This is a genomic window from Pseudomonas fortuita, from assembly GCF_026898135.2.
Taxonomy (GTDB): Bacteria; Pseudomonadota; Gammaproteobacteria; order Pseudomonadales; family Pseudomonadaceae; genus Aquipseudomonas; species Aquipseudomonas fortuita.
This window is the reverse complement of sequence record NZ_CP114035.2, coordinates 2,012,264-2,025,220: the sequence shown is the minus strand read 5'-3', so window position 1 is coordinate 2,025,220 and position 12,957 is coordinate 2,012,264. Positions and strand designations below refer to the sequence as shown.

General features: G+C 63.0%; 14 protein-coding genes. 7 read left to right on the top strand and 7 right to left on the bottom strand.

Going from position 1 to position 12,957, the window contains the following annotated elements; translation table 11 throughout:
- Positions 1–21: 21 nt before the first annotated feature.
- From OZ911_RS09350 to OZ911_RS09320, 7 genes are all read left to right on the top strand, one after another.
- On the top strand, positions 22–972 hold the full coding sequence (locus OZ911_RS09350; protein WP_016485831.1) for a DMT family transporter: 951 nt from the start codon (positions 22–24) through the stop codon (positions 970–972).
- A 149-nt stretch (positions 973–1,121) separates the two neighbouring features.
- Positions 1,122–4,037, top strand: coding sequence for a monovalent cation/H+ antiporter subunit A (locus OZ911_RS09345; protein ID WP_016485830.1), 2,916 nt, complete (start codon positions 1,122–1,124; stop codon positions 4,035–4,037).
- Entirely contained in the window at positions 4,037–4,381 is a 345-nt protein-coding gene (locus tag OZ911_RS09340) for a Na+/H+ antiporter subunit C (protein WP_012315281.1), read from the top strand. The genes OZ911_RS09345 and OZ911_RS09340 overlap by 1 nt, the downstream gene beginning before the upstream one ends.
- Positions 4,378–6,057 (top strand): monovalent cation/H+ antiporter subunit D, encoded by a 1,680-nt coding sequence (locus tag OZ911_RS09335; protein ID WP_023049016.1) that lies wholly within the window; start codon positions 4,378–4,380, stop codon positions 6,055–6,057. The genes OZ911_RS09340 and OZ911_RS09335 overlap by 4 nt, the downstream gene beginning before the upstream one ends.
- Complete coding sequence (locus OZ911_RS09330) at positions 6,054–6,542, top strand: Na+/H+ antiporter subunit E (protein WP_023049015.1); 489 nt, start codon at positions 6,054–6,056, stop codon at positions 6,540–6,542. Before OZ911_RS09335 ends, OZ911_RS09330 begins: the two co-directional genes overlap by 4 nt.
- Positions 6,539–6,817 carry a K+/H+ antiporter subunit F gene (locus tag OZ911_RS09325; RefSeq protein WP_016485827.1) on the top strand — a complete coding sequence of 93 codons (279 nt, stop codon included), beginning with the start codon at positions 6,539–6,541 and terminating at the stop codon, positions 6,815–6,817. Before OZ911_RS09330 ends, OZ911_RS09325 begins: the two co-directional genes overlap by 4 nt.
- Positions 6,814–7,179 (top strand): Na+/H+ antiporter subunit G, encoded by a 366-nt coding sequence (locus OZ911_RS09320; RefSeq protein ID WP_016485826.1) that lies wholly within the window; start codon positions 6,814–6,816, stop codon positions 7,177–7,179. The genes OZ911_RS09325 and OZ911_RS09320 overlap by 4 nt, the downstream gene beginning before the upstream one ends.
- A gap of 12 nt (positions 7,180–7,191) precedes the next feature.
- Here OZ911_RS09320 and OZ911_RS09315 read toward each other — a convergent pair whose 3' ends face one another.
- The 7 genes from OZ911_RS09315 to OZ911_RS09285 form a co-directional block, all read right to left on the bottom strand.
- Positions 7,192–7,404: a hypothetical protein gene (locus tag OZ911_RS09315; RefSeq protein WP_023049014.1), complete on the bottom strand. Its 213-nt coding sequence runs from the start codon at positions 7,402–7,404 to the stop codon at positions 7,192–7,194.
- Positions 7,401–7,871, bottom strand: a complete 471-nt coding sequence (locus OZ911_RS09310) for a hypothetical protein (protein WP_033732504.1) — start codon at positions 7,869–7,871, stop codon at positions 7,401–7,403. The genes OZ911_RS09315 and OZ911_RS09310 overlap by 4 nt, the downstream gene beginning before the upstream one ends.
- A 345-nt stretch (positions 7,872–8,216) precedes the next feature.
- On the bottom strand, positions 8,217–8,411 hold the full coding sequence (locus OZ911_RS09305; protein WP_016485823.1) for a hypothetical protein: 195 nt from the start codon (positions 8,409–8,411) through the stop codon (positions 8,217–8,219).
- 178 nt (positions 8,412–8,589) lie between these two features.
- Positions 8,590–8,994, bottom strand: coding sequence for a TraR/DksA family transcriptional regulator (locus OZ911_RS09300; protein WP_016485822.1), 405 nt, complete (start codon positions 8,992–8,994; stop codon positions 8,590–8,592).
- An 835-nt stretch (positions 8,995–9,829) separates the two neighbouring features.
- Positions 9,830–10,603, bottom strand: a complete 774-nt coding sequence (locus OZ911_RS09295; protein WP_003250095.1) for an enoyl-CoA hydratase — start codon at positions 10,601–10,603, stop codon at positions 9,830–9,832.
- Positions 10,604–10,616: 13 nt separating this feature from the next.
- On the bottom strand, positions 10,617–11,744 hold the full coding sequence (locus OZ911_RS09290; RefSeq protein WP_016485821.1) for an acyl-CoA dehydrogenase: 1,128 nt from the start codon (positions 11,742–11,744) through the stop codon (positions 10,617–10,619).
- 8 nt (positions 11,745–11,752) lie between these two features.
- A complete protein-coding gene (locus OZ911_RS09285) occupies positions 11,753–12,946 on the bottom strand; it encodes an acetyl-CoA C-acyltransferase (protein WP_016485820.1) in 1,194 nt (397 codons plus the stop codon).
- Between the last annotated feature and the right edge of the window lie 11 nt (positions 12,947–12,957).

The window sequence follows — 12,957 nt, the reverse complement described above, 5'->3', positions numbered from 1 at the left end:
CCCCTCCGAGTGCGCAAGACCATGAGCCAGGCCCGCAACACACCCACCCCCGCCGTTACCTTCCGCCTGAGCAAGGCAGAACTGGTGCTGGTGTTCATCACCATGTTGTGGGGCGGCACCTTCCTGCTGGTGCATAACGTAATGACCGTCAGCGGCCCGATGTTCTTCGTCGGCCTGCGCTTCGCTGCGGCAGCGCTGTTCGTGGGCGTGGTTTCGGCGCGGGCGTTGCCCGGGCTGACCTTCACCGAGCTCAAGGCCGGCCTGCTGATAGGCGTGTCGATCATGCTCGGCTACGGCCTGCAAACCATGGGTCTTCAGACCATCAGCAGCAGCCAGTCGGCGTTCATCACTGCGTTGTACGTGCCGTTCGTGCCGCTGTTGCAGTGGCTGGTGCTGGGCCGCCGGCCTGGCCTGATGCCCAGCATCGGCATTTGCCTGGCGTTCATCGGCCTGATGCTGCTGGCCGGCCCGGAAGGCGGCAGCCTGCACTTCAGCGAGGGCGAGGTGGTTACCCTGGTCAGCGCCGTCGCCATCGCTGCCGAAATCATCCTGATCAGCCGTTACGCCGGCCAGGTCGATGTGCGCCGGGTCACCGTCGTGCAACTGGCGACCGCTTCGCTGCTGGCGTTCCTGATGATCGTACCGACCCAGGAACGCATCCCCGACTTCTCCTGGCTGCTGCTGGCCAGCGCAATAGGCCTGGGTGCCATGAGCGCGGTGATCCAGGTGGCCATGAACTGGGCGCAGAAGTCGGTCTCGCCCACCCGCGCCACCCTCATTTATGCCGGTGAACCGGTGTGGGCCGGGATCGTCGGGCGCATCGCCGGCGAACGCCTGCCGGGCGTGGCGCTGCTCGGTGGCCTGCTGATCGTGATCGCGGTGGTGGTCAGCGAACTCAAGGTACGCCGCCCCCGCGAAACCGTCGAAGCACACGACGTCCAGAGTGAAGGCGAGCGCCAGACCGGCCTGTAAAGATGACAACAGCGACTATGCTTTGTAAAAAACTGTTATAAAAAAACAGCTTGTCACAGCCTGTTTGTAGGATTCTGCGACAGCTTGCGTGTTGGTGATCACTTCCCCGGCACGTATGATCTTTGCAAACTTCTCCAGAATAGGCCCCTATGTCATTGATAGTGCTATTGCTTCTGCCGTTCGTGGGCAGTTGCCTGGCAGCCGTGCTGCCGCACAACGCACGTAACGCCGAGTCCATTCTCGCCGGGCTCGTGGCCTTGGTCGGCACCGTCCAGGTAGCACTGCTGTACCCTCAAATTGCCCACGGGGGCGTGATTCGCGAAGAATTCCTCTGGCTGCCCAGCCTGGGGTTGAACCTGGTACTGCGCATGGACGGCTTTGCCTGGCTGTTCTCGCTGCTGGTGCTGGGCATCGGCACACTGGTGTCGCTGTATGCGCGCTACTACATGTCGCCACAGGACCCGGTGCCGCGTTTCTTCGCCTTCTTCCTGGCCTTCATGGGCGCCATGCTCGGCCTGGTAATCTCCGGTAACCTGATTCAGCTGGTGTTCTTCTGGGAACTGACCAGCCTGTTCTCATTTCTTCTTATCGGTTACTGGCACCACCGCGCTGACGCCCGCCGCGGCGCCTACATGGCGCTCATGGTGACCGGCGCGGGTGGCTTGTGCCTGCTGGTGGGTGCCCTGCTGCTCGGCCATGTGGTCGGCAGCTATGACCTGGACAAGGTCCTGGCTGCCGGCGACACCATCCGCCAGCATGCGCTTTATCCGGTGCTGCTGCCCCTGATCCTCATTGGCGCGCTGAGCAAAAGCGCACAGTTCCCCTTCCATTTCTGGCTGCCCCATGCCATGGCAGCGCCCACTCCGGTATCGGCCTATTTGCACTCTGCCACCATGGTCAAGGCCGGGGTATTCCTGCTAGCGCGGTTCTGGCCGGTGCTGTCAGGCAGCGAAGAGTGGTTCTGGATCGTCGGCGGTGCCGGCGCCCTCACCCTGCTGCTCGGCGCTTTCGCCGCCATGTTCCAGAACGACCTCAAGGGGCTGCTGGCCTATTCGACCATCAGCCACCTGGGGCTGATTACCCTCCTGCTGGGCCTGAACAGCCCGCTGGCCGCGGTCGCCGCCGTGTTCCACATTCTCAACCACGCCACCTTCAAGGCCTCGTTGTTCATGGCCGCCGGCATCATCGACCACGAAAGTGGAACCCGCGACATCCGCCGCCTCAGCGGCCTGATCCGCCTGGTGCCATACACTGCCACCCTGGCCATGGTGGCCAGCGCCTCGATGGCCGGCGTGCCGCTGATGAACGGCTTCCTGTCCAAGGAAATGTTCTTCGCCGAAACGGTGTTTATCAGTTCCACTGCCTGGGTCGAAGCAACGTTGCCGGTGATCGCCACCCTGGCCGGTACCTTCAGCGTGGCCTACGCCCTGCGCTTTACCGTGGATGTGTTCTTCGGTCCCACCGCCCAGGACCTGCCCCACACCCCGCACGAGCCGCCACGCTGGATGCGTGCTCCGGTCGAGCTGCTGGTACTCACCTGCCTGGTGGTGGGCATCTTCCCCGCCCAGTCGGTCGGTCCGCTGCTGGCCGCCGCAGCCCTCCCGGTAGTAGGCGGTACTTTGCCGGAGTACAGCCTGGCGATCTGGCATGGCTGGAATGCGCCACTGATCATGAGCCTGGTGGCCATGAGCGGCGGCATCGTGCTGTACCTGCTGCTGCGCAAGCAACTGCGCCTGGGCCGCTTCCCCTACCCACCGTTGATCGAACGTTTCAATGGCAAGCGCCTGTTCGAGCACGGGCAGGTTCACCTGATGCTGCTGGCGCGGCGCATCGAACGCCTGTTCACCACCCGCCGCCTTCAGTCGCAGCTGTTCATGCTGGTGCTCGCGGCCTTCCTCGCCGGCCTCACGCCCATGCTCTACAGCGGGCTCAGCTGGGGCGACCGGCCTAAGATCCCGGGTTCCGGCGTGTTCGTCGCGCTGTGGCTGATCGCCATCGCCTGTGCCATCGGCGCCGCGTACCAGGCCAAGTACCACCGCCTGGCAGCACTGATCATGGTCAGTGTCTGCGGCCTGATGACCTGCATCACCTTTGTCTGGTTCTCCGCACCCGACCTGGCCCTGACCCAGCTGGTGGTCGAAGTGGTCACCACCGTGCTGATCCTGCTTGGCCTGCGTTGGTTGCCACGGCGTATCGAAGGGGTATCGCCACTACCGGGCAGCCTGGAGCGTGCGCGCATGCGCCGCCTGCGCGACCTGCTGCTGGCGGTGCTGGTGGGTGGCGGGATGGCCTTGCTGTCCTACGCCATGCTGACCCGGCCGACCCCCAACGACATTTCCTCGTTCTACCTGAGCCGTGCACTGCCCCAAGGCGGCGGCACCAATGTGGTCAATGTCATGCTGGTCGACTTCCGCGGCTTCGATACCCTCGGTGAAATCACTGTGCTGGTGGCCGTGGCGCTGACCGTGTTCGCCCTGCTGCGGCGCTTCCGCCCGCCCAAAGAGAGCATGCAGTTGCCTGCGCAACAACGCCAGCTGGCGCGTGACGTGGTCACCGACCTGATCAACCCGCGGCATGCCACCGACACCGCCCTGGGCTTCATGATGGTGCCTGCGGTGCTGGTGCGCCTGCTGTTGCCAATCGCCCTGCTGGTGTCCATGTACCTGTTCATGCGCGGCCACAATCAGCCAGGCGGCGGCTTCGTCGCCGGCCTGGTGATGTCGGTGGCGTTCATCCTGCAATACATGGTGGCGGGCACCCAGTGGGTGGAGGCGCAGATGAGCCTGCGCCCACTGCGCTGGATGGGCACCGGGTTGCTGTGCGCCACCCTGACCGGAATCGGCGCCATGCTGCTGGGCTACCCGTTCCTGACCACCCATACCGCCCACCTGCACCTGCCTTTGCTCGGTGATGTGCACGTGGCCAGCGCGCTGTTCTTCGATGTTGGCGTGTACACCGTGGTGGTCGGCTCGACCCTGCTGATCCTCACTGCCCTGGCGCACCAGTCGGTGCGCGCCTACCGCCCGGGCAATTCATCGAAAACCAGCCAAGCAGGAGCCGCCTGATGGAAGAAGTCATTGCAGTCGCCATCGGCGTGCTGGCCGCCTCGGGGGTGTGGCTGATTCTGCGCCCGCGGACCTACCAGGTAATCATGGGCCTGTGCCTGCTGTCGTACGGCGTAAACCTGTTCATCTTCAGCATGGGCAGCCTGTTCATCGGCAAGGAGCCCATCATCAAGGAGGGCGTCACGCAAGACCTGCTGCACTACACCGACCCGTTGCCTCAGGCCCTCGTGCTTACGGCCATCGTCATCAGCTTCGCCATGACGGCGCTGTTTCTGGTGGTGTTGCTGGCCTCGCGCGGCCTGACCGGTACCGACCACGTGGATGGCCGGGAGCGTGACGAATGAATGGCATGAGCCAACTGATCGTCGCGCCCATTCTCCTGCCACTGGTGACGGCAGCGGTAATGTTGCTGCTGGGCGAGAAACATCGGCGTATCAAGGCCCGGCTCAACCTGCTGTCGACCTTCGCCGGCCTGGCCATCGCCGTCAGCCTGCTGCTGTGGGTGCGCACCCAGGGCCAGGCGGAATCGATCGGCGTCTACCTGCCGGGCAACTGGCCAGCACCGTTCGGTATCGTCCTGGTGGTGGACCACCTGTCGGCATTGTTATTGACCCTCACCGGTGTCATCGGCTTCAGCGCCCTGCTGTTTGCCCGCGCCCGCTGGGACGGTGCCGGGGCCAGTTTCCATGCGTTGTTTCAGATTCAGCTGATGGGGCTTTACGGCGCCTTTCTCACCGCCGACCTGTTCAACCTGTTCGTGTTCTTCGAGGTGCTGCTGGCAGCCTCCTATGGCTTGCTGCTACATGGCTCGGGGCGTGCGCGGGTACGAGCCGGCCTGCACTACATTGCCATCAACCTGTTCGCTTCGTCGCTGTTCCTGATCGGCGCAGCGATGCTGTATGGGGTAACCGGCACCCTGAACATGGCCGACCTGGCGCTGAAGATTCCACTGGTACCGGAGGCGGACCGCGGCCTGCTGCATGCCGGCGCGGCGATCCTGGCCATGGCCTTCCTGGTCAAGGCCGGCATCTGGCCGCTGAACTTCTGGCTGGTGCCGGCCTACGCCTCAGCCAGCGCGCCGGTAGCCGCGTTGTTCGCCATCATGACCAAGGTCGGCCTTTACGCCCTCCTGCGCCTGTGGACGTTGCTGTTCTCCGGGCAGGCCGGCGCATCGGCGCATTTCGGTGGCGAGTGGCTGGTGTACGGTGGCCTGGTCACCCTGGCGGTGGCTGCAGTGTCGATCCTGGCCGCACAGCGCCTGGAGCGCATGGCAGCGCTCAGCATCCTGGTTTCGGCCGGCACCCTGCTCGGCGCCGTCGGTTTTGCCCAGTCGGCGGTGACTGGTGCGGCGCTGTTCTACCTGGTCAACTCGACCCTGGCGCTGTGCGCGCTGTTCCTGCTTGCCGAACTGGTCGAACGCTCGCGCTCGGCCAACGAAGTGCCGCTGGACGAAGAAGAAGACGCCATGCCGCCACCGCTGGAGTCGTTACACCCGCCCAAAGGTATCAACCTCGACGACGAGCAGAAGGTGGTGATTGGCCAGATCATCCCCTGGACCATGGCGTTCCTCGGCCTCAGCTTCATCGCCTGCGCCTTGCTGATCATAGGTATGCCGCCGTTGTCAGGCTTCGTCGGCAAGCTCAACCTGATCAGCGCACTGTTCAACCCGCAAGGCCTGGGCGTGCCGGCCGAGCAGCCGCTGAGTGCGGCGGGCTGGGGCCTGGTGGCGCTGCTGATCCTGTCCGGCATGGCCTCGCTCATCGCCTTCGGCAGGGTCGGTATCCAGCGCTTCTGGAAACCCGAAGAGCGCCCGTCGCCAGTGCTACGCCGCTATGAGTGCCTGCCCATCGTCATCCTGCTAGGCCTGTGCATCATCCTCAGCCTCAAGGCCGAGCCGTTGCTGCGCTACACCCAGGACACCGCTGCCAGCCTGCAGGCCCCCGATGCCTATATCGAAGCCGTGATGGCCGCACGGCCGATTTCTGGGCCCACCTCGCTCGACGTACAGGTGCAGCCATGAACCGACTGTTCCCCGCCCCGCTGCTCTCGGTTTCGCTATTCGGCCTGTGGCTGCTGCTGAATCTATCGGTCAGCCCTGGCAACCTGCTGCTAGGTGCCGTACTCGGCGTGCTGGCGCCACTGCTGATGGCGCCGCTGCGCCCACAGCATGCCCACGTGCGTCGGCCAATCGTCATCGCCCGGCTGATTGGCCGGGTAGGCATGGATGTGATCATGTCCAATTTGCTGGTGGCCCGTGGCGTCCTGCGTGCCGGCAAGCAACCACCACGCTCGGCGTTCGTGCATATTCCGCTGGCCCTGCACGACGCACATGGGCTCGCGGCACTGTCGATGATCACCACTGTAGTGCCCGGCACGGTCTGGTCCGAGCTGGCGCTGGACCGCAGCGTATTGCTGCTGCACGTGTTCGACCTGGAGGATGAGGCTGCCTTTATCCAGCACTTCAAGGACACCTACGAACGCCCGCTGATGGAGATATTCCAATGACAGGCCTGCTCGCCAACGCTGTCCTCGCCAGCCTGTTCATCTTCACCTTGGCCATGGGCCTGGCGCTGGTCCGGCTGTTCCGTGGCCCGTCCGCCCAGGACCGGGTGCTGGCGCTGGACTACCTTTACATCCTGGCCATGCTGACCATGCTGGTGCTGGGAATCCGTTATGCCAGTGACACCTACTTCGAAGGTGCCCTGCTGATTGCGCTGTTCGGCTTCGTCGGTTCGTTTGCCCTGGCGAAGTTTCTGCTGCGCGGTGAGGTAATCGAATGACCGAAACCCTGGTACTGCCCTTCTGGCTGGAAGTGGTCACCGCCGCGCTGCTGCTGGCCGGCAGCCTGTTCGCGCTAGTCGGAGCAATAGGCCTGGTGCGCCTGAAGGATTACTTCCAGCGCATGCACCCACCTGCGCTGGCGTCGACCATTGGCGCCTGGTGTGTAGCGCTGGCTTCGATCATCTACTTCTCGTGGCTCAAGGAAGCCCCGGTCCTGCACGCCTGGCTAATTCCCATTCTGCTGTCGATCACCGTGCCGGTCACCACGCTGCTGCTGGCCCGGGCGGCGTTGTTTCGCAAGCGCATGTCTAAAGAGCCAGTGCCTGAAGAAGTCAGCAGCGGCCGCGACCGGGGCAACTGAAGGGCCGCCGTCTCAGCCTTGGCTGAGGCGCTGCAGCTCCCGCCGCACCATGGCGACATAAGGGGGCGGGCCGAGTTGGTACAGCTCACCCGCGACCCAGTTCAACCATGCGCCTTGCAGCTCCCCACGCCTGCCCAGCAAACGTTCGGCCTCAGCCACAGCATCCGCCTGGTGCAGCCGATGAAATTCGGCACGCGAGGCAGGTGCACTATCGCTGTCGGTCATTCACTGGCCTTGAAGGTGGTCAGCTCGCCTTTGCGCCATTTGGCAACCTTGCCGGTCACCGCCTTGAGCAATTTGCCCAGGCCTTCCTGCACCTGCTGTTGCGCGGCGAAAACCAGCATTACGCCGTGCCCCTCGCGCAACACGATGCCCTCGCCTTGAGGTACCGAGACGAAGGCATAATCGCCCACGCCATACACATTCAGTTTGATATCGCGAAAGCGCATTTCCAGCTTGCCACCTTCGCGGCTGGGCAACACGGCAGCGCGGAAGTGGTCGCCGACTTTCAGTTCGAGGCGCTGCTTGTCATCGACCACCAATGCGTTTTCGGTGTCGATCTCGGCCATGTAAAGGCCTTCAGGAGTTTGTTCGGTAACGTAGATAAAACGACCCTGGAACAGCTGGGCCAATTTACCGCGCAAGTCGCCCAAGGCGAACAACGCATGGGTATCAAGTGTGCTGACTGCCAATGAAGTAATCCTCAACCGGTTACAACCCGCCCTCCCCCAAGCTCGGGGAGGCACGGCCATTTCTTATCGATAGGCGAAAAGAGTAATAAAGCGATATGCGAAATGTCTGTGCACGCTGACGATGCAGCGTGCAGGAATCTTTACTCTGGTTTGCCAGATTCGCCCTCAACCGAAGGCGTTTGGCTCATTCCCGGTTTGGGAAGCGTGATGCCTGAGACCACTCACCAGAAAACGCAACCATGGGGGTGAGCCTGCAAGAAGACAAGCCCTGGCATCCATGTGCGCATTACTGTGGGACAAATATGCCCGAAAACACCGAAACCCGTCGAGAGGCAATAAACAATTTCAGGCAGCCAGGCCTTTCTCAAGTTGCTGCTGCCAGGCAGCCTGACACTCTATTGCCTCTTCACGCGTAGCGAAAGCGGTGCCCCGGCGCTCGCCATTGACCAGCACCACCCAGCAGATGCGTTTGCCCAGCGCCTGCAAGGTGGCTGGCACACCCGAACCTATCATCACGGCTACATCGACCCGGCTATTCATCCTGCCCTCCGGCATTTAGTTAGCACCCTAACGATAAAGCCATGATACGCCTGCCCGCCTGGAGAAAACAGCGCTTCGCGGTACAGCAGTGTTACGCGCTGGGCAACAAAACCGGTACCTGCAAGAAACGCGAAAAGCCCCAGGGATCGCTCCGTGGGGCCTGGCACCGCGCGCGGGGTTATACCTGGCGCTGGTGACGGTCGAGCTGCTCGTGGCGCTCCTGGGCTTCGATGCAGTACTTGGTGGTCGGGCTGATCAGCAGGCGCTTCAGGCCAATGGGCTCACCGCTGTCATCGCACCAGCCGAAGCTCTCGTCGGAGATACGATCCAGGGCCATTTCCAGCTGGGGCAACAAGCGCTGGTCGCGGTCGATGGCATTGACCAGCCAGCTACGCTCTTCTTCGACCGAAGCCACATCGGCGGGGTCCGAAGGAGTGTCCAGGCCTTCGATGGTGGCACGGCTGAGCTCGATGCGTTCATGGGTTTCGACTTTCATCGACTGCAGCAGGCCAGTGAAGAAAGCCAGCTGGTCAGCGTTCATGTAGTCATCGGCCGACATGGCCAGCAACTGTTCCTTGGTCATCGATTTCTCTATGAAAAAATGTGCATTGGGGCGATTCGGGTGCCGTCGACGCCTTGGCATCGGCAGCGGAAATTTTCAAGCGCCAACCGGCACTCTTTTACAGGGGGCGGCAGTCTAAGGCGCCACGTCGCGTGGAGCAACTGCAATCGGGTGCAAATTTGCTTCCAGTGCTTACAATCCGCCGGTCGGCACCCCAGGTCTGCTGCATAGCCAGTAGTAAACAGTATTTCTGGCTGCGGCCGTGTCGCCGGCTTTCGATCTTGCTCTTGATCTTGCTCTTCGCGACTTCAGGAGGCCGGAGTGAGGGAACCCCGGAGCGCAGCGCAGGGGCCGGATGATGGGAGCGCAGCGTTTTTTTACTTTTTGTCGCGTCTGACAAAAAGTGACTCGCCGTAAGGGCGAAAAGGTGAGTCAGCGTCACCATCGCAAACGGACTGTTCGATGCACCAAAACAGCCATATCCGCTTTTTAGCTTCTTGCGATGCGGGCCTTAACACAGTGCAGACATTCGTTCGCGCAGGTGGCGCTGAGTCACCTTTCCGCCCTTCCGGCGGGTTACTTTGGTCTTGGCCAAAGTAACCAAAGCCGTCCGCTCCCATCATCCGGCCCCTGCGCTTCGCTCCGGGGTCCCCTCGCTCCGGGCTTGCTCCCGGGAGGACCGCGCTGCAGGCCCCATCCTGGGGCCCAGCGCTTGACGGGCATCCATGCCCGTCACCTCCCTACGCAAGCCCTGCGCTCGGCCTCCTGAAGTCGCAATCTGCGTCGCCTGAACTACCGCGCGCTTAGAAGCAAAAACAACGGCAACGGCAACGGCAACGGCACGAACCGAGTCTAATCAACGATCCTTGAACTGCGCCTCGCGCTTGGCGATGAATGCGGCCATGCCTTCTTTCTGGTCTTCGGTAGAGAAGGCCGCATGGAACACCCGACGCTCAAAGCGCACACCCTCGCTGAGGGTAACTTCGAACGCGCGATTGACGCTCTCCTTGACCATCATGCTCACCGGAATCGACTTGCTGGCAATGGTCGCCGCCACTTTCAGCGCCTCTTCGACCAACTCCGCCTGCGGCACAATGCGCGCCACCAGGCCAGCACGCTCGGCCTCCTCAGCCCCCATCAGGCGCCCGGTCAGGCACAGTTCCATGGCCTTGGCCTTGCCCACCGCACGGGTGAGCCGCTGGGTCCCGCCCATGCCGGGCAGCACCCCTAGGTTGATTTCCGGTTGACCAAATTTGGCGTTGTCCGCCGCGAGGATAAAGTCACACATCATGGCCAACTCGCAGCCGCCGCCCAGGGCAAAGCCGGACACTGCTGCAATGATCGGCTTGCGTCGGTTGGCAATGCGGTCGGCATCGCTGAATAGGTCATCGACGTAGATCTGCGGGTATTGCAGTTCAGCCATTTCCTTGATGTCGGCGCCAGCGGCAAAGGCCTTGGCCGAGCCTGTCAGCACCACGCAACCGATGTTCGGGTCACGCTCAAGCTGGTCCAGAGCCTGGTTGATCTCACCAACAATCTGCGCGTTCAGCGCGTTCAGCGCCTGCGGGCGGTTGAGGGTAATCAGGCCGACCTTGCCGTGAATGTCCAACAGGATGGTTTCGAATGCCATGCAGTCTGCTCCTTCAAAGATTGCGCGCAATGACCATGCGCTGAATGTCGCTGGTGCCTTCGTAGATCTGGCAAACCCGAACGTCGCGGTAGATCCGCTCCAGCGGGAAGTCACTCAGATAGCCATAACCGCCCAGGGTCTGCAAGGCATCCGAACAGACCTTTTCGGCCATTTCCGAGGCAAACAGCTTGGCCATCGACGCTTCCACCAGCGCCGGGCGCCCGGCGTCACGCAGGGCGGCGGCGTGCAGCACCATCTGCCGGGCCACGGCAATTTTCGTCGCCATGTCGGCCAGGCGGAAGGCCACGGCCTGGTGCTCGATCAGCGCCTTGCCAAAGCTTTGCCGCTCCTTGGCGTAGTCACGCGCCACTTCGAACGCGGCACGGGCCATGCCCACGGCCTGCGAGGCAATACCGATGCGCCCGCCTTCAAGGTTGGCCAGGGCAATCTTGTAGCCCTCGCCTTCTGCGCCCAGGCGGTTGGCCACCGGCACCTGCACGTTGTCGAAGACAATCTGGCAGGTGTCGGACGCGTGCTGGCCGAGCTTGTCCTCGACCCGTGCTACCTGGTAGCCCGGTGAATCGGTGGGCACGATGAATGCGCTGATCCCACGCTTGCCAGCCTCCGGATCCGTCACGGCAAACACGATCACAACCCCGGCGTTCTGCCCGGAGGTGATGAACTGCTTGCTGCCATTGAGCACATAGTGGTCACCGTCCAGACGCGCACGGGCCTTCAGGCTGCTGGCATCGGAGCCAGCCTGCGGTTCGGTGAGGGCAAAGGCACCCAGCATCGCGCCAGTTGCCAGGGGGGTGAGGAACTGCGCCTTCTGCTGCTCGCTGCCAAACCGCAGGATGGGTACACAGCCCACCGAATTGTGCACGCTCATGATGGTCGAGCAGGCACCATCGCCAGCGGCGATTTCTTCCAGGGCCATGGCGTAGGCCACGTAACCGGTGTCACTGCCGCCCCACTGCTCCGGGACCAGCATGCCGAAAAGGCCCAGCTCCGCCATCTCTTCGATGGCCTCCTTGGGGAAGCGGTGTTCCTTGTCCCACTGCTCGGCAAAAGGTTTCAGCCGTTCCTGGGCAAAGGCGCGTACCGCGTCGGCGATCTGTTGTTGCTCGTCAGTTACCAGCATGGTTCACCTCAGTACAGGCATTCGACAGCCATGGCCGTGGCCTCGCCGCCGCCAATGCAAATGGCCGCCACGCCGCGGCGCAGGTTGTTCTGGCGAAGGGCCGACAGCAAGGTCACCAGGATGCGTGCGCCGGAGGCGCCGATGGGGTGGCCAAGGGCGCAGGCGCCGCCATGGATGTTGACCTTGTCATGGGGCAGGTCAAGGTGTTTCATGGCCGCCAAGGTGACCACGGCGAAGGCCTCGTTAATCTCGAACAGGTCGACGTCGGCCAGGTTCCAGCCGGTGCGTTTCATCAGTTTGTCGATAGCCCCGATCGGCGCGGTCGGGAACAGCGCCGGGGTGTCGGCGAAGGCCGCGTGGCCATGGATCACTGCCAATGGCTTGAGGCCGCGCTTGTCAGCTTCGGAGCGCCGCATCAGCACCAGCGCCGCGGCACCGTCGGAAATCGAACTGGCGTTGGCTGCGGTCACCGTACCCCCTTCACGGAAGGCAGGCTTGAGCTGCGGGATCTTGTCCAGGCGCGCCTTGGGCGGCTGCTCGTCGTCCTTGATGACGCGCTTTTCCTTGCCCTCGGTGACTTCCACCGGCACGATTTCGGCGGCAAAGCGGCCACTGCTGATCGCGTCCTGGGCACGGGTAAGCGAGGCGATGGCGAACTGGTCCTGGGCTTCGCGGCTGAAGCCGTTGGCCTGGGCGCAATCTTCGGCGAAGGTGCCCATCAGGCGGCCTTTGTCATAAGCGTCTTCCAGGCCGTCCATGAACATGTGGTCGATGACCCTGCCATGGCCCATGCGGTAGCCGCCACGGGCTTTGTCCAGCAGGTACGGGGCGTTGGTCATGCTTTCCATGCCACCTGCCACCACCACGTCTGCGGTGCCGGCCAGCAGCAGGTCATGGGCCATGATCGCGGCCTGCATGCCCGAACCGCACATCTTGTTCAGGGTGGTACAGGTGGTGTGCTTGTCCAGCCCGGCACCCAGTGCAGCCTGGCGTGCCGGCGCCTGGCCAAGGCCAGCCGGCAGCACGCAGCCGAACAGCACTTGCTCGACACTGGCAGCATCGATGCCGGCACGTTCCACGGCACCACGAATGGCCGCACTGCCCAGTTGTGGCGCAGTCAGGCTTTTCAGGTCGCCCTGCAGGCCGCCCATGGGCGTGCGCACGGCGCTGACGATAACAATCGGATCATTGGCGAGGGTCATGTTCGCTCTCC